Origin of the sequence: Streptomyces sp. NPDC014889 (assembly GCF_043081205.1) — a bacterium.
GTDB lineage: Bacteria > Actinomycetota > Actinomycetes > Streptomycetales > Streptomycetaceae > Streptomyces.
On the sequence record NZ_JBIBWH010000004.1, the window covers coordinates 52514 to 68645 of the forward strand.

Consider the following 16132-nt stretch of genomic DNA (forward strand, 5'->3'; position numbering starts at 1 on the left):
GGGCCGGACTCCGGGGGAGCCGCGCCGGCTCCGTCACGACACCCGGGGGGCCCACCATGATCTGCGCACGCTGCCGCCACTTCGCGGTGGTTCCCGGAGGCACCCTGTGTGCCGGCTGCTCGGCAGCTTCGGCGTCGGCCGCCCCGCCGTACCCGGGGGTGCCGTCCCTCCGGCTGCGCTCGCCGGTCGGACTCGGCCGGGCCGCCGTCGCGATGCTTCTCCTCGTCGTCGCCGGCGACCTGTTCGCCATCGGCGCGGACGTCTTCATGTACGACGTCTCGGGCGACCTCATGAACGGCTCGGTCGGCGGGGACGTGATGCGCCGGGCCGACGACGCCGACCGGCTCTACGCCGTCGCGGGCGTCGTTCAGGTGCTCACGCTGCTCGCCAGCTGTGTCGTCTTCCTGTGCTGGTTCCACCGGGTGCGGGTCAACGCCGATGTGTTCGATCCCTCCGCGCACAGCAAGTCCCGCGGCTGGGCGATCGGCGCGTGGTTCACCCCGGTCGTCAACCTGTGGTACCCGCGCAGGATCACCGCGGACATCTGGGACGCCAGCAGCCCGGCGGACAGGTCCGGGTCGCACCGGCTGGTCGACGTCTGGTGGGCGTTGTGGCTCATCGGGCTGCTGGTGGACCGAGTCGCGGCCACCGCCTACAACCGGGCCGACACGGCCGAGGAACTGCACAGGGCCGGCGGGCAGATGATGCTCTCCGACGCCCTCGACATCGTCGCCGCCGTGCTCGCCGTACTCGTCGTGCTCCGGCTGACCCGCATGCAGCACGAGAAGGCACTGCGGGGGCCGGCGCCGGCCACGGCCTGACCCCCGCTTCACCCCCGCTTCCCGCGCGTCGGCCGTCCACCTCCGCCATTGGCCGAAAGCTTTCTTATGCCAACTCGCTCGACTCCGTGGGCGACCCGTGTGACACTACCGGCCGATCGCACGCAGTAAGGGCAAGTGCTGGCTCCGTTGAGGTCGGCGCCCTTTGAGGAGGCGTTGATGAGTCTGGTGGAACTGATCGCGCAGGCCGACGAGCGCGGGCTGGCAGCCAGCGGTCTGGCTTGTTTGGATCGGTGCGTGCCCCTGCTCGGCGGCGACGACGAGGTCCTGCGGCCGCTGTGGGGGAGCCTCGCCGAGGACGCGGCCCACTCCTCGGACGGCGACTGGGCCGAGCGGCTCCAGCAGGCGCGCGGCGCGCTGGAGGCGATGGGCGAGGAGGGCACCGGGGACGAGGCCGCGGTGCTGGCCCGCCGGATGCTGTCCGCCGCGCCGGCCGCCCGGTCGGCGGCGGAGGTGCGGCAGTGGGCGGACGCCTGCTCGGTCGCCTCGCTCCGGATCCACCGGCTCCTCGACCCGGCCGAGGACGGCGGCGCCCCCACCGACCACCTCCCCGAGGCGCTGGACTCGGTCCGCGCCGGGGAGAGCCCGGCCCCGGGTTCCGCCGAGGGCATGTCGCCGCTGGTCGCCGGCGAACTGCGCCGCCAGATCACCGTTCTTGAACTGGTCGCCGGGCACGGCCGTGCCGGACTCCGCCAGGCCCTGGAGGTCTCCACGGAGGGGCGCCGCGTCCTGCGCGCGGTGGTCTCCCGCAGGGCCCGCGGCCGGGTGTGAGCCCAAGCCCTGGACGGACCGGGTGCGAGCCCAGGCCTCCGGGCGGACGGGCCCGCGGCGGGCATCTGTGAGCGTCCTGCGGGCGTGGTGCGGCGGTCCTGCGCCGGTCCTGCGCCGGTTGTGGGGAAGTCCGCGATCGCGGGTGACGAACCGCGGGCGGAGTGCGCTCTTCCCTATGTGACAGTCCAGCATGTGACGACTCAGCAGCAGAGCAGGCCGCAGGCCGCCACCAAACCGGTGCGGTGGGCGGCGGACACCGTGACGGCCATGCGTGAGGGCGCTCGGCTGCGCCTGGACTACTCGGCGCAGAGCCTGTGGCGCGTCGACCGGACCATCGAGGAGATACGGCGCGAGGGCACGCCGCACGCCGCCGTGCGGAGCGTGCTGCGCGGCTTCGGCGCGTACGCCGGAGAGGTGATCGTCCGTCACGGCGGCGGGGCCGAGTGGTGGGCGAGCGGCGGCGAGCACTGGGTGCGCACCGTGGACGGACGGCTGTGGGACCCCATCGAGGAGGCAGGCCGGTGCTTCACGGGCCAGGGGTCGCTGCGGTTGCTGTGCCGGGACGCCATGGGGGCCGACCGCGTCTGAGCCGTGGCCGGTGGGCCGCTGACGAGCTGTGACATTTCTGTGGGAGCCGACGCTGATGACCGTGGGGGCGTGGACACGGCCGGTCGGCGGTGCGCACGCCTGGGGACTCGCTACGGACGAGGACGGTTCTTGGGCCACGGAGGGGAACCCCGCCGCGCGCAGGCGTACGACGGGGAGTTGGGTGCGGCCGTCGCGCGGGCCCAGGAGGGCGACGAGGAGTCCTTCGCCGTCGCGTACCGGCTGGTGCAGCCAGGACTGCTCGGGTATCTGCGCGGTCTCGTCGGCGACGACGCCGAGGACGTGGCCTCCGAGGCCTGGCTGGAGATCGCGCGGGACCTCGGCCGGTTCCGGGGCGACGGGGCGGGCTTTCGCGGCTGGACGGCGACCATCGCCCGGCACCGGGCGCTCGACCATCTGCGCCGGAAACGGGTACGGCCCCGGGCCACCACGCTGGAGCAGGACATCCTGGAGCTGCCCGGCCCGCACAGCACCCATGACCAGGCCCTGGAGGCCATGACCACCGAGCGCGCTCTCGACCTCGTCCGCCGGCTGCCCCGCGACCAGGCCGAGGCCGTGCTCCTGCGGGTCGTGGTCGGCCTCGACGGCCCCGCCGCCGCGCGCGTCCTCGGCAAGCGGCCGGGCGCCGTCCGCACCGCGGCCCACCGGGGTCTGAAACGGCTGGCGCGACAGCTCGAGGAGGAGGCCCGGGGCGGGGCGGGAGAGGGGTGAGCACCGAGGCAACGGCCGGGGCCGCCACCCCCCACAGGAGAGGCCCCGGCCGTCGCGCGGCACGGGCCGCGCGGCCCGTACTTCTTACAGCGCCGGGGGTGCGGTTTCTGTCACACCTCACCCCGCTCCGGGTGGTTGCACGTTGTACGGTCATGGACGGAAGACGGTTTCAGGCCGTAACGTGCCTTTCGCGCCGAGGCGCGGCGGGCATGGACACCGCAACGATCTGCCGCCTCGAACACCGCAACCACAACTGAGGAATCACGACGGTGAGCGCCCGGTCCGCGCCAGCGGTGCCGGTTCAGTCGCAAGGAAGGGCACCACGGGTGCTGGGGGACGACGCGGAGCTGACCGCCGCGGTGCTTGCGGCGCAGGACGGGGACGAGACCGCGTTCCGGACTGTGTACCGTGCCGTGCACCCGCGGCTGCTCGGATACATACGCACGCTGGTCGGCGAATTCGACGCCGAGGACGTGGCGTCCGAGGCCTGGCTCCAGATCGCCCGTGACCTGGAGCGGTTCAGCGGGGACGCCGACCGGTTCCGCGGCTGGGCCGCCCGGATAGCCCGCAACCGCGCCCTGGACCACATACGCATGCGCGGCCGCCGTCCCGCGATCGGCGGTGACGAGACGGAGCTGGCCGGCCGGGCCGCGGAGTCCGACACCGCGGGCGAGGCGATGGAGGCCCTGGCCACCGGAAGCACCCTCTCCCTCATCGCCCGGCTCCCGCAGGACCAGGCCGAGGCCGTGGTGCTGCGGGTGGTCGTGGGTCTCGACGCGAAGACCGCGGCCGAGACGCTCGGCAAGCGCCCGGGCGCCGTGCGCACCGCCGCGCACCGCGGTCTGAAACGGCTCGCGGAACTCCTCGGTGACAGTCCGCAATCCCCTCACGCGCTCGACGCGCTGCCGCCTCCGCGAGAACCGCGGGGCCGCGCGGTGACGTCCGCCGGTGTGACGCATATGCGTCCCCGGACGCAGAAGGACATGTGATGGCCGAGGAGCAGCACAGGTGGCTGGACCGCGACACCGCGGAGCGTTTGCTGCGCGGGGAGCCACTGGACACCGTCGACATCACTGTCCGTGACCAGGCCGAACGGCTCGCCAAGGCGCTCGGCGCCCTGTCCGCAGAGTCGTCCCCGCCTCCGCCGGCCGCCCGTGTCTTCCAGGACCCGGCCGCCTTCTCCGCCTCCTCGCCCGCCTCGGCGTGCCCCACCGCGGCCGACGAGGCACTGCCCGGTGAGGCCGCCGCACTGGCCGCCTTCCGCAAGGCACGCGCCGAGCGGGCCGCGGAGGGCGCCGGCGCGCCCGGCGCGGTCCCCGCGGCGCACTCCCGTCCGCGTCCCGCGGTCTCCGACGACGCCGGGCTCGTCCGGATCGGCACGCACGCGCGTGGCGGTACGGGAGGGCGTTCCCGGCGTGCCGGGCCGGGGCGCCGGCGCCGGCCGCTGCGGCTCGCGCTGTCGGCCGCGCTGGCCGCGGGTGCGGTCGGCGGGGTCGCGGCGGCGGCCACCACCGGCGTGCTGCCGACGCCGTTCGGCGGCGACGAGCCCGCTCCCGGCACCTCCGTCTCCGTCGCGGAGACCCCGGAACACCCGATGGTGTCGCCCTCACCCGGTCGCGCCACGGGCAGCGGTCCGGGCACGCCGACGCCCGGCGGCGCCACGACCGGCTCCGCCGGCCGCGATGCCGGGCGCACCGCACCGGAGGGTGGCACCGCCCCCGGGCACGACCCCACCGCCACGGCCCCCGCCGGTTCCGGCGACGACCGGGGCGCGTCCGACCGCTGGAACCGGCTGGTGTCGTCCTGCCGCGACCTGCGTGACGGCAGGAGCCTGGACTCGGACCGCCGACGCGATCTGGAGACGGCGGCCGGCGGCTCCGCGCGCGTGTGGTCGTACTGCCGGGGTGTCCTGAAGGCGGCCGACGGGCGCTCCGGCGACACGGGGCGCGACGACCAGGGCGGGAACGAGAACGGCGGCCAGAACGGCAAGAGCGGCGGGAAGAGCCGGAACGGCCAGGGCAACCAGGGTTCCCAGGGCGACCAGGACGACCAGGGCGACGACCAAGGTGGCGACAGAGCCGACGACAGAGGCGGCGACAGAGACGGCCGCGACGGCGAAGGCCGCGGCCTCCGCAAGAGCTACGCACCGAGGACGCTCACCCCGCCGCGCCCGGACGCCACCCCGTCGGCCCGGCGACAGCCGTCGGTCACGCAAGAGCCGGCCTCGCCCTCGGCGCCCACACCGGGCCCCACCTGCGGTGCCTGCTGATCCCACCCCTCTGACCTGCGGGTTCGTGGCACACGGATAGTTGTCTCCCCGGGGGTGTGACGTTTTCCGCGGCGGTGGCGCAGTAGTGAGTGAGCCGACTGGTCATCGGCCGCCGCACAGAGCCGGGGTTCCCCCCGTACCCACGGCTCGTGCATTTCGGCGCGGGCGGGACACGTTCCCCCGGTCCCGCCCGCGCCCCCGTCTTCTCCCTCCGCTTCTCCCGCTCCCGCGCGTCACCAGTGCACGACGACCCGGTCGCCGACCCGCACCTGCGCGAACAGCCGTGAGATCGCCGCCTCGTCGCGTACGTTGACGCACCCGTGCGAGCCGCCCGCGTAGCCGCGCGCCGCGAAGTCGTAGGAGTAGTGCACGGCTTGGCCGCCGCTGAAGAACAGCGCGTAGGGCATGGGGGAGTCGTAGAGCGTCGACACATGGTGTCGGGACTTCCAGTAGACCTGGAAAACACCCTCGCGGGTGGGTGTGTACTCGGTTCCGAAGCGCACCGCCATCGTCGAGAGCGTGCGTCCGTCCACCATCCAGCGCAGCGTGCGGCTGGTCTTGTCGATGCACAGCACCCGGCCGGTCAGGCAGCGCCGGTCCGGCGGCCCGGCCGGCTGCCCGCCCATCAGGTACAGCTCCCACCGGCCCGGCTCGTGGGTCATCGCCAGCAGGCGCTGCCAGGTGACCGTGTCCGTCCGCCCGGTGCGCGGCAGCCCGCGCTTTCCCTGGAAGCCCTGGACGGCCTGCTCGGTCAGGTCGTCGTAGGAGCCGGTGGGCCCGTCGAACAGCCAGCCGATCTGGCGCAGCCGGGCCTGGAGTTCCCGCACGTCACGACCGCTGTCGCCGCGGGACCACAGGACCTGGGCGGTGCTGCGGACCGGGCGGGGCGTCCTGCCCGGTCCCGCGTCGCCGGGGCCGCCGGTACGGGCACCGGGCTGTGGGGTGTTGTCCGGGATCTCGATGTGCACCGGCGAGCGCGGCCGTCCGTCCGGGTCCGTGGGCTGCACCGTGCAGCCGCACAGAGCGGTCAGTGCCGCGGCCGCGGCGACGGCGGCGCTCGCTCTCCTGGTGCTTCTCGTGCCCCTGGTACGCATGGCGCCCCCCGCTGTCCCACCGGTGTCCGTCGCCGGCGTACACCGGAATGTCTCCCCGCGCGTGACGGGCGGCGAACCACGGGGCAAGGTGGGGAGATGGACGAGCGGTCCGGCTGGTGGACAACCAGCGAGTGGCGAGGAACGCGGAGGCACACACCATGGCACGCGAGTCGGAGTCGGGGCTGCCGATCGAGCCGGTCTACGGGCCGGACGTCCTGAAGGGCTGGGACCCGGCCGAGAAGCTGGGCGAGCCGGGGGCCTACCCCTTCACCCGCGGTGTGTACCCCACCATGTACACGGGCCGCCCCTGGACCATGCGCCAGTATGCCGGCTTCGGCACGGCGGTGGAGTCCAACGCCCGCTACAAGCAGCTGATCGCCAACGGCACGACGGGCCTGTCCGTCGCCTTCGACCTGCCCACCCAGATGGGCCACGACTCCGACGCGCCGATCGCGCACGGCGAGGTCGGCAAGGTCGGCGTGGCCATCGACTCGATCGACGACATGCGGGTGCTGTTCGGCGGGATCCCGCTGGACAAGGTGTCGACGTCGATGACGATCAATGCCCCCGCGGCCCTCCTGCTCCTGCTGTACCAACTGGTGGCGGAGGAGCAGGGGGTCGGCGCCGGCGAGCTGACGGGCACGATCCAGAACGACGTGCTGAAGGAGTACATCGCGCGCGGGACGTACATCTTCCCGCCGAAGCCCTCCCTGCGGCTGATCGCGGACATCTTCAAGTACTGCAGGGCCGAGATCCCCAAGTGGAACACCATCTCGATCTCGGGCTACCACATGGCCGAGGCGGGCGCGTCCCCCGCGCAGGAGATCGCGTTCACCCTCGCCGACGGCATCGAGTACGTCCGCACGGCGGTCGCGGCAGGCATGGACGTCGACGACTTCGCCCCGCGCCTGTCGTTCTTCTTCGTCGCCCGTACGACGATCCTGGAGGAGGTCGCCAAGTTCCGCGCGGCCCGCCGGATCTGGGCGCGTGTGATGAGGGAGGAGTTCGGCGCGAAGAACCCCAAGTCGATGATGCTGCGCTTCCACACGCAGACGGCGGGGGTCCAGCTCACGGCGCAGCAGCCCGAGGTGAACCTGGTCCGGGTCGCCGTCCAGGGCCTGGCGGCGGTGCTCGGCGGCACCCAGTCGCTGCACACCAACTCCTTCGACGAGGCGATCGCGCTGCCCACCGACAAGAGTGCGCGTCTGGCCCTGCGCACCCAGCAGGTCCTGGCGTACGAGACGGACGTGACCGCGACGGTGGACCCGTTCGCCGGCTCCTACGTCGTCGAGAGGATGACCGACGACGTCGAGGCGGCCGTCGTCGAGCTGATGCGCAAGGTCGAGGACCTCGGGGGCGCGGTCGCGGCGATCGAGCACGGCTTCCAGAAGCAGCAGATCGAGCGCAGCGCCTACCGCATCGCCCAGGAGACGGACTCCGGCGAGCGGGTCGTCGTCGGCGTCAACCGCTTCGAACTCGACGAGGAGGAGCCCTACGAGCCGCTCCGCGTCGACCCCGCCATCGAGGCACAGCAGGCCGAACGCCTGGCCGGGCTGCGCGCCGAGCGCGACGGGACGGCGGTGGACACGGCCCTGTCCGCCCTGAGGAAGGCCGCCAAGGGCGAGGACAACGTCCTGTACCCGATGAAGGAGGCGCTGAGGGCCCGGGCGACGGTGGGCGAGGTGTGCAACGCGCTGCGGGAGGTGTGGGGCAACTACGTGCCGAGCGAAGCGTTCTGAGGGACGGCGGGCCCAGGGCCCGGGGCCGGGCGGGCCGCCCGTCTCGTCCCCTGGAACCCGGAAACGGAGTGTCGTACCGTCGTGCGACACTCCTTGCCATGTTCGGAGTCATCCATCTCCCCACCTACTTGGCAGGGCTCGTCCTCATCGTCCTGCTCCCCGGGCCCAACTCGCTGTACGTGCTGTCCGTCGCCGCCCGGCGCGGGGTACGTGCCGGGTATACCGCCGCCGCGGGTGTCTGGTGCGGGGACACCGTGCTCATGACGCTGGGAGCGGCCGGGGCCGCCTCCCTGCTGAAGGCGAATCCCGTGCTGTTCGGGATCGTGAAGTACGCGGGCGCCGGATATCTGACCTGGATCGCGATCGGCATGCTGCGGACCGGCTGGGGCATGTGGCGGGCCCGGCGGGAGAAGGCGGCGCCGGCGGAGGACTCCGCGACGGTGGCCGCAGGCGAGCGGCCGTTCCGCCGCGCTCTCGTCGTCAGCCTCGTCAACCCCAAGGCGATCCTGTTCGTCATCGCCTTCTTCGTGCAGTTCGTCGACCCGGCCTACGCCTATCCGGCGCTGTCCTTCGTCATCCTCGGCGCCTTCCTCCAGTTCGCCAGCGTCCTCTACCTCAGCGCGCTGATATTCGGCGGCATGAAGCTGGCCGCCGCCTTCCGCCGCCGCAAGCGCCTGTCGGCGTCGGCGACCTCCGCGGCGGGCGTGCTGTTCCTGGGCTTCGCGGTCAAGCTGTCCCTGGCGAGCACGTAACGCCGGGTCAGCCGAGCAGCCGCCGCAGGTTCAGCCTGCCCCACAGCAGGCTGGTGCCGAACGACAGGGCCATGACCGTGATCAGCAGGCCGACCAGAAGCAGTCCCGCCACCGGTCCGCTCAGGTCCGGCGACACCAGCGGGGCGACGACCTCCTCGACGAACAGCACATGCACCATGTACGCGCCGAGCGCGGCACCGGCCAGCTTCCGCAGGAGCGGCCGCAGCTTCTCGGGGATGCGGATCCGGTTGACCACGAGCAGCACACAGATGGTCAGGACGGCGACGAACAGGTGGGCGTTGGGGATCACGTAATGGACCTGGGTGTTGTACCAGAGGCACCCGGCCATGGCGAGCGGCATCACGACGAACAGCGGCCAGCGCCACCGTACGGCGCCGGCCGGGAGGGCGAACAGGAACGCGCCCCCGACCGCGTACACCAGCGAATAGGTACCGAACCCCCAGGTCGCCGTCGGCATCTTGTGATCCGTGACCTCGGCGAGGGTGGTCAGCACGCTCGGCAGGACCGCGATGCCGAGAAGGGCCGCTCCGAGCCCCCAGGGCCGCTTCCCGGCCTTGACCAGCATCGCGAAGGCGAGCAGCACGGTGATCGGGATGTAGCTGTACATGAACCACAGGTGGTAGGCGGGCCGAACGGTACCGAAGAGGGAGCCTGTGGCCAGTTCGGTCATCGGCCGGTCGTTGCGGTCCCGCAGCCAGGCCCAGACCAGATAGACCGCCGTCCACACGAAGAGCGGAACGGTGTTGCGGACGACTCTCTGCCACATCCGGGCGCTGTCGCGCGGGGGCGCGCCGACCAGCACGGCCCAGCCGGCGATGGCGAAGTACGTGGGAACGGCGAAGGCGTGGATGCCCTCGACCACGTGTCCTGCCCAGTACGACCCGGAGCCGTTGGCCGGGTCGTTGCCGGTGGACTTGATGAACTGGGCGCCCGTATGTCCCAGCATGACCATGGCGGAACAGATCAGCCGCATCAGGTCGATGTCGTAGCGGTGTTCCCGTGGTCGGGCGGCCTGATCGGACGGGGCGCTTCTCTGCTGCGGCACGTGTACGGCTATGTCATTGGGCACCGCGCAACTCTCATGGTGCCCGGTGTACGGGAGTTGAAGAGGCAGTGGCTCCACTGTGGCCGACGGGTCTCAGTTGGCCGTCCGGGACGGGTGAATGGGCAGGTCACACCACGGGGGCCGAGTTCAAACGGCGAAACGCGTCCTGCCCGGCCCGGCCGACGGGCCGGGCCGGGCAGGACGCCGCGGCTGTCGCCTCCGGTTCACCCCCGTGTCACTTCCGGACGCGCCGCCGTACCGCCCTGCGCACCACGCGCTTCGCACGGCGCACCTGGATCCTCGCGCGCGATCGCGGGTGGCTGCCGGGAAGGCCGAGCTCGGCCAGGCGCAGTTCGGGGAAGTAGTAGCCGGGGCTGCCGGCCAGGTTGTTCCGCAGCCAGTCCGCCGTCGACTCCCGCAGGCGCGGGTATGCCTTGGGCTGCATGCAGAAACCGATCGCCCGGACCAGCGGTGACAGCGACTCGGGGGCCGTGCCGACAAGGGCCGGGGTCTCCTCGCGCTCCAGATCGGGCACCAGGTGGTCGACCACGGCCAGGGGCACGCGGTTGCTGTTGGGGTAGGGCGTCAGGCGCCGCATCACCAGCGCGGTCCCGACCCGTGCGACGGGCACGTCGAAGTAGGCGGAGGCGGTCACCATGGCCGTCGAGAAACAGCCGACGACGAGCGCGGGACGGCAGTGCTGGTACAGCGTCTCGGCCAGCAGCGGCGCGTCCAGCACGGTGAGCCGCACGCCGGCGTCCGCCGCCGCCTTGCTCAGCGCCGCCGAGTAGTCGGCGGGTGCCGTCGGATGGGGCTTGAAGACCAGGGAACGGTGCCCGGCGCGCACGGCCCCGGTGAGCATGCGGACATGGAGGTCCTCCTCCTCCTGCGCGCTCAGGATGTTGATCGCCGCCAGGTACTGGCCGAGGAGCACGGCCGTCGGCGCCTCGTCCAGGACGGGCGCCAGCCGCGGGTCGTCCGCCGCGTCCCGGGAGATCTCGTCGAGCACGCCGCGGAACGCCTCGTCCGGGACGATCTCGGGCTCGACGCCGTACTCGGACAGCAGCATCGGTTTCAGGCCGGGTATCAGGTCGAGATGGAGCAGCCGCCGGATGCGGCGCGCGATGGTCAGCGGCAGCCTGTCCCGGGTCGGCCCGTAGCTCATGAGGCCGTCGGCGTACACATGGACGGCGCTCTCGGAGAAGATCGCCGCCAACGCCTGGGCCGGGTTGACCTGGATCGACTCGACGGCGAGCTCGATCAGGTCCCGCTCGTCGATGCCCCACAGCCGGCGGAACGCCCGCTGCCACATCACCGTGTCATTGCCCCGGGGGCCCCAGGAGCTGGGGTGGTGGGGGCTGATCGCCTCGTTCCAGCTCACCACCGAGTCGAAGCGGCCGGCTATGCGCGCATGGCCGTGCATCTCGTCGAGGCGCAGGGCCGTCTCCGGTACAGCGGCGTTGTTGGAGACCAGCAGGACGCGCCGGGCCTCGTGGCGCGGTCCGAACAGGCCCGCGTCGAGCGCCGCGGCGAGAGTGGCCGCTCCGTAGAGGGTCGAGACCTGGAAGATCTGGGTCTTGCGGGGCATGGTTCAGGCAGCCTTCCGCCCGTCACGCAGGCGGCTGAGCAACCTGCTCCGAGTGCTGTCCATGGTGGAGAGGGTCTCCTCGAGCGTTCGCTCGGGCATGCGGTGGAGCGCGGCCTTCGCCTCACGCCGCAGTCGCTGGGCCGTCGCGGGCTCGTACTCGCCCGCCTTGCCGACATGGAAGGCGATCATGGCGCAGTAGGTCCGTACGGCCTTGGGGAGGAAACGTTCGCTCTCCGAGTCGCGCAGCACATCCTGCAGCAGCGCGTCGTAGGCCGGGATGAAGTCGAGCTGACGCGCGTCCTTGATCTGGGTGAGCGAGGTCGCGACGCCCCTCCGGTAGAACACGCCGTGCACACCGAGCGAGGCGTACGTCCTGGCCTTCAGATGCAGGCGCCAGATCCACAACCGGTCCTCGGCGGTGCGGAGTTCGGTCGCGAAGCGCATGCCCCCGTCGTCGAAGAGGTGCCGGCGGTAGATCCCCGCCCAGACGAAGGGGTAGTCGACCATCGTCTCCGATTCGGCCGGGGCTATTCCGTCGCGCGGATCCATCACGAGGTTGCGCACCGGGGCCGGGGGCCGCCGGATCACCCGCTCGGTGCCCGTGGCCTGGACGTGATCGGTACGGGCGAAGTCGCAGCCCAGTTCGTCCATGGCGCACACCAGTTCGGCGAGGTGGCCCGGCCCGTACCAGTCGTCGCCGTCGAGGAAGGTGATGTACTCACCGCTCGCCGCGTCGATACCGCTGTTGCGCGCCTGGGCTATGCCCATGTTCTTCTCGTGCCGGATCACCTTGGCGCCCGGACGCTTCTCCGCCCAGCGGTCGATGATCCCGGGGGTGTGGTCAGTGGAGCAGTCGTCCACGAGCAGGAACTCGACGTCGGAATGCGCATTGTTGGCGAGGCTTCGCAGCGTGCTCTCGGCGAACGCTCCCACATTGTGCATGGGGACGACAACGGACAGTCTCGGCACAGCGGCCTCTCACGCTCGACGGTTGGAGATTGGAACAGGCTAACGACGCTCCCGAGGGGTGCAGTGTCGCCCGGGGTGGGGAGAGATGAATTGTGTTCAAATCATCGGTGAATGGTCGGCGTTCTATGCCAGGCCAAAGGTCTTCCTCAGCTCGTCGATGTTCGAACGGGTCGTTTCCCACAGGAACTTCTGCGCGTCGTGCACCTCCGCCACCGCGTTCGCGTGGTCGTCGAGGATCGCCGTGGCCCGTTCCGTGAGCCGGGAGCCGAGTTCCCGGTCGTGCACGGACAGCCCCCATTCCTCGCGGCCGATGTCGGACAGGAAATAGGCGAGCTTCGGGTGGGAGACGAGGCTGAGGATCGGCGTGCCGCAGCCGAAGGGGATCATGCCCGCGTGCCCGCGCATGCCGATCACCAGGCGCGACCGGCCGTACAGCTCGCGGATGCCGTCGTTCGACATGTTGTGGAGACGCTCCACGGGCAGCGTGAGGCCGTGCTCCCGGCGCAGGTCGTGCACGAACTTCTCGTCCGCGGGCATATGGGCCGCGTACCGCACGTCGGCCCGGTCCCGCAGTTCCCGCAGCGCCGCGGCCATCTCGGCGAGGAAATGGCCGTAGTCGTGGCCGAAGCGCAGCCCCGCACGGTCGTAGGCACAGTTGACCAGGACGGTCTCGGATCTCCCGGCCCGGTCGAACCGGTCCGGGGCGAGGCACCGCGCCACGGTGGTCGGGCAGGGCTGGTAGCGCACCCGGTCGCGCAGCTCCTCGGGGAGCAGCTCCCGGACCCGCTCGATCGAGCCGTGGTTGCGCAGCCCGAAGAACGCCGACCGTTCGACGAGCACCCGCAGGCTCTCGGCGAACCGGCTCCGGCGGTAGAGCTGCCCGTCGAACACGTTGTAGCCGACCGCGAACACGGCCAGGGGCGTGGTGATCCGCTGAAGCAGCTCGTCCGGGACGTTCCACTGCCAGTGGCTGTTGCCGTTGGGGGAGGTGTCCGGGAGGAAGAGCCCGCCGCCGCCCACGATCACCGCGCGCCGCGCGTTCAGCTCCTCCAGCGCCGCCTCGTCGACCAGCCGGTGCACCGGCTGCCGGTACCAGCGGCGCGGTCCGGTGTCGGTGTCGAAGCACATGCGCACGGCCTCGGGCAGGACCTTGTCCCCGGCGTTCTCCTGGCCCTCGGCGAACAACGCGACGTGCGCCAACTGGTGTCCGGCGGAGTCCGGCCGCTCCGTTTCCGGTCCCTCGGGGCGGGTGCGCACGTACCAGCCGTGGCAACCGGCGTCGGTGGGATCGGCGTCCAGGCCCTCACGGGCGTACGCGTGCGCGTCCTCCTCCCGCCCGCACAGCCACGCCAGGCGGGCGAGCTGGGCGAAGGCACGCGGGGCGACATCGGGGGAGGCCGCCGCCAGCAGCAGATGCGCCTCGGCCTCGGCGTAGCGGGACAGCGCCATCAGGCAGACGCCCAGCGTCTCCTGGCAGCGGGGCGCGTCCAGCCGGTCGCCCACGACCGGGGCGAGGACGTCGACGGCCTCGTCGTAGCGGCCCTGCCGGCGGTACACATCGGCTACCGTACGGGCGAGACCGAGGGAGGGACGCGCTTCGAGCAGCGGCGGCGCGCAGTGCGCCAGAAGGTCGGGGTGCTTGTCGCCGGGCAGGGCGCAGTAGGCCGCCCGGAACTCCTCGTCGCTCATCTCGAAGCGGCGCCGCGCCTCGGCCGCCGGACCGTGCCCTGGCGCGTCGGAGGGGCCCGTGAAGCGGAGGACGGCGACGTTCGCGGGCACCGGCGAGTCGCCTGCGAGCCGGTGGGTGAGGAAGTCGAACCGCGCGTCCACCGGAACCACGACGTCCGCCGACGCGGGGTCCGGACCGCCGTCGCCGGAGAGCCGGGCCGCCAGGGCGTCGTCCACGTCGGTGCGCTGGATCACCAGGAGGCCGCCGGGCAGGACGGCGCGCCGCTCCCCGCCCTCCCCGTCGTACAGCGCCTGCGGGACGGCGCCCACACCACGGCGCATCCGCAGCAGTTCGCCGAGGTCCCCCAGCACCACCATGTCCGGGCCGAGGGCGATGACCGTGTCGTAGCCCTCCAGCCGGAAGAGGTCCGCGCGGCCCTCCGCCCGGCGGGTGACGACCCGCGGGTGCAGCCGGCGCAGGGCGTCGAACGAGGAGCCGTCCGGTCCCGGGTGCAGGACCACGAAGTCCTCGCACACGCCCGGGTTGGTCAGCGCCAGACTGCGCAGCAGCGTGGCCAGGGCGGGCAGGCGGTCGCTGTCGGTGTGGACGGCGAAGGCGATCCGGCGTCTGCCGGTGACGGTGCTCCGGTCGTCCGCCAAGGAGTGGGTCATCGCAGGGCGATCCTCATCTTGCTGTCGTCGACGTGTGTCGCGCGGTCCATGACCCACTCGGCCTCCCTCGGCCGCAGCCCGCCGGGCAGGCCGAAGCCGACGAGGTCCAGGCGAGGGCTGACGTCCAGGAAGTCCAGGAGCCGCAGGACGGTGAAGGCGGTGGTGGTCGCCGGTTCCCAGTCGTCCTCGCCGATCAGCGCCGGGTCGGTCAGGGGCGCGCGCAGGGAGGCGTCACCGATGTGCTCCTGCGCTCCGGGTACGAGCCGTTGCCGCGTGGCGCGGCGCCACTGAGTGCCCGGGGAGCCGAACACCAGCCGGATGCCGGCCGGCTGCGTCCAGGCGGGTCCGTCCCACGGGCTCTCGCCCCGCAACGAGACGGCGTGCAGGTCGGTGCGCCCGCCGGGGCTCTCTGCGCGGACCTGGAACGAGTCGCAGCGCACCACCAGGTCGTAGCCGTCGATCCCGGCGCCCGCCTCGCTCCCTGCGACGTCGCCCGCACCCGAGACCAGGCACACCGTCCGCCCCTCGATCAGTCCCCGCAGCCCGCCGACGCCGATCGGGGTGCTCCCGCCGAGCAGCGGGTCGGACAGCGCGGGCCGCTCGACCAGCCGCCGGTACGTCCCGTACAACTTCAGCAGGCGCCGCACCGCGGGATCCGCGACGCCGTGCTCGGCCACCCTCGCCCGTACGAACGCGGCGAACTCCGGGGCCGTGCCGGCGGTGGGCTGTCCGAGCAGGTCGCGCAGCGGGGAGCCGGCCCGGGGGAAGAGCGCGTCGGCCTCCTCCAGGCACGCCCGCCGGCGCCGCAGGGTGTCGATCCTGCGGACGACCTCCTTCGCCGCGCCGTTGTCCTGCACCAGCGTGAGGTGGCGCTCGTAGCACTCCAGTGCCTCGGCCTCGCGGCCGAGCCCGTCGAGGGCCAGGCCGTGCAGCCGCCAGGCCCCCTTGGACCGCTGCCGGATCCGGGTCGACGTCTCGGCCACGCCCAGGGCGAGGGTCAGTCCGCTGTCCCCGCCGGCCTCCAGGGCGCGCTCGCCGACCTTGAGCAGGGAGTCGAAGGGATCGGCCGACGGTGTGTCGAGGGAGGTGGCGAAGGCGCCGATCGCCTGCGTGAGGCGGGTGTGCCGGGGAGAGGGCGTCTCGTTCCGCGCCGCGAGGTACTCACCGCACAGGCGCATGCTCCGGGCGAACAGTTCCAGCCTGGCGGCCTCCTTCTGCCGTGCCCTGAACAGTCCCGCCAGGGGGTTCGTCATCCGTTCCACCGTCCTCCGATCGGAGGACGCATCGTGCCCCAGTGCGACGCGTGCCGAGTGTCCTCCTGGTGGACGGCCGGTAAACAGTCCCGGTTCGGTGGTGCGGTCGGCCGGACGCCGTCGCCCGGCGAGGAC

The 16132-nt window shown here is 72.4% G+C and carries 14 protein-coding genes; 8 read left to right on the top strand and 6 right to left on the bottom strand.

The genetic code is table 11. From position 1 onward, the window contains the following. The first annotated feature begins 56 nt into the window (after positions 1-56). From ACF09J_RS09075 to ACF09J_RS09100, 6 genes are all read left to right on the top strand, one after another. Positions 57-821, top strand: coding sequence for a DUF4328 domain-containing protein (locus tag ACF09J_RS09075; protein ID WP_392304726.1), 765 nt, complete (start codon positions 57-59; stop codon positions 819-821). A 177-nt stretch (positions 822-998) separates the two neighbouring features. Next, positions 999-1610 carry a hypothetical protein gene (locus tag ACF09J_RS09080; protein ID WP_392304727.1) on the top strand — a complete coding sequence of 204 codons (612 nt, stop codon included), beginning with the start codon at positions 999-1001 and terminating at the stop codon, positions 1608-1610. A gap of 192 nt (positions 1611-1802) precedes the next feature. After that, positions 1803-2198, top strand: coding sequence for a hypothetical protein (locus ACF09J_RS09085; RefSeq protein ID WP_392304728.1), 396 nt, complete (start codon positions 1803-1805; stop codon positions 2196-2198). A 129-nt stretch (positions 2199-2327) separates the two neighbouring features. Then, the gene (locus tag ACF09J_RS09090) at positions 2328-2927 is read left to right on the top strand and encodes an RNA polymerase sigma factor (RefSeq protein ID WP_392304729.1); all 600 of its coding nucleotides are present in this window, start codon (positions 2328-2330) and stop codon (positions 2925-2927) included. 326 nt (positions 2928-3253) lie between these two features. Beyond that, positions 3254-3916, top strand: a complete 663-nt coding sequence (locus ACF09J_RS09095) for an RNA polymerase sigma factor (protein WP_392304730.1) — start codon at positions 3254-3256, stop codon at positions 3914-3916. Further along, positions 3916-5196 carry an extensin gene (locus tag ACF09J_RS09100; RefSeq protein ID WP_392304731.1) on the top strand — a complete coding sequence of 427 codons (1281 nt, stop codon included), beginning with the start codon at positions 3916-3918 and terminating at the stop codon, positions 5194-5196. Before ACF09J_RS09095 ends, ACF09J_RS09100 begins: the two co-directional genes overlap by 1 nt. 233 nt (positions 5197-5429) lie before the next feature. On the opposite strand, the gene ACF09J_RS09105 is transcribed toward ACF09J_RS09100, so the two are convergent. Beyond that, a complete protein-coding gene (locus tag ACF09J_RS09105) occupies positions 5430-6290 on the bottom strand; it encodes a L,D-transpeptidase family protein (RefSeq protein WP_392304732.1) in 861 nt (286 codons plus the stop codon). A gap of 158 nt (positions 6291-6448) precedes the next feature. Between ACF09J_RS09105 and ACF09J_RS09110 the strand changes: the two genes are divergently transcribed. Together ACF09J_RS09110 and leuE are read left to right on the top strand one after the other, a co-directional pair. Next, on the top strand, positions 6449-8029 hold the full coding sequence (locus ACF09J_RS09110) for a methylmalonyl-CoA mutase (RefSeq protein WP_392304733.1): 1581 nt from the start codon (positions 6449-6451) through the stop codon (positions 8027-8029). A 98-nt stretch (positions 8030-8127) separates the two neighbouring features. Beyond that, positions 8128-8781, top strand: coding sequence for a leucine efflux protein LeuE (gene leuE / locus ACF09J_RS09115; RefSeq protein ID WP_392304734.1), 654 nt, complete (start codon positions 8128-8130; stop codon positions 8779-8781). Between the two features lie 7 nt (positions 8782-8788). Here the strand turns inward: leuE and ACF09J_RS09120 are convergent, their stop codons facing one another. From ACF09J_RS09120 to ACF09J_RS09140, 5 genes are all read right to left on the bottom strand, one after another. Further along, entirely contained in the window at positions 8789-9847 is a 1059-nt protein-coding gene (locus tag ACF09J_RS09120; RefSeq protein WP_392304735.1) for an acyltransferase, read from the bottom strand. A 235-nt stretch (positions 9848-10082) separates the two neighbouring features. Next, complete coding sequence (locus tag ACF09J_RS09125) at positions 10083-11435, bottom strand: polysialyltransferase family glycosyltransferase (RefSeq protein WP_392304736.1); 1353 nt, start codon at positions 11433-11435, stop codon at positions 10083-10085. Positions 11436-11438: 3 nt separating this feature from the next. Next, the gene (locus tag ACF09J_RS09130) at positions 11439-12404 is read right to left on the bottom strand and encodes a glycosyltransferase family 2 protein (RefSeq protein ID WP_392304737.1); all 966 of its coding nucleotides are present in this window, start codon (positions 12402-12404) and stop codon (positions 11439-11441) included. A gap of 123 nt (positions 12405-12527) precedes the next feature. Next, positions 12528-14744: a polysaccharide pyruvyl transferase family protein gene (locus ACF09J_RS09135; RefSeq protein WP_392304738.1), complete on the bottom strand. Its 2217-nt coding sequence runs from the start codon at positions 14742-14744 to the stop codon at positions 12528-12530. Further along, positions 14741-15997 carry a hypothetical protein gene (locus ACF09J_RS09140; protein ID WP_392304739.1) on the bottom strand — a complete coding sequence of 419 codons (1257 nt, stop codon included), beginning with the start codon at positions 15995-15997 and terminating at the stop codon, positions 14741-14743. Before ACF09J_RS09140 ends, ACF09J_RS09135 begins: the two co-directional genes overlap by 4 nt. Between the last annotated feature and the right edge of the window lie 135 nt (positions 15998-16132).

Coding starts and splice junctions, on each gene's coding strand:
- ACF09J_RS09100 (WP_392304731.1), top strand. CDS start 3,916: ATGGCCGAGGAGCAGCACAGGTGGCTGGACCGCGACACCGCGGAGCGT.
- ACF09J_RS09105 (WP_392304732.1), bottom strand. CDS start 6,290: ATGCGTACCAGGGGCACGAGAAGCACCAGGAGAGCGAGCGCCGCCGTC.
- ACF09J_RS09135 (WP_392304738.1), bottom strand. CDS start 14,744: ATGACCCACTCCTTGGCGGACGACCGGAGCACCGTCACCGGCAGACGC.
- leuE (WP_392304734.1), top strand. CDS start 8,128: ATGTTCGGAGTCATCCATCTCCCCACCTACTTGGCAGGGCTCGTCCTC.
- ACF09J_RS09110 (WP_392304733.1), top strand. CDS start 6,449: ATGGCACGCGAGTCGGAGTCGGGGCTGCCGATCGAGCCGGTCTACGGG.
- ACF09J_RS09125 (WP_392304736.1), bottom strand. CDS start 11,435: ATGCCCCGCAAGACCCAGATCTTCCAGGTCTCGACCCTCTACGGAGCG.
- ACF09J_RS09075 (WP_392304726.1), top strand. CDS start 57: ATGATCTGCGCACGCTGCCGCCACTTCGCGGTGGTTCCCGGAGGCACC.
- ACF09J_RS09080 (WP_392304727.1), top strand. CDS start 999: ATGAGTCTGGTGGAACTGATCGCGCAGGCCGACGAGCGCGGGCTGGCA.
- ACF09J_RS09140 (WP_392304739.1), bottom strand. CDS start 15,997: ATGACGAACCCCCTGGCGGGACTGTTCAGGGCACGGCAGAAGGAGGCC.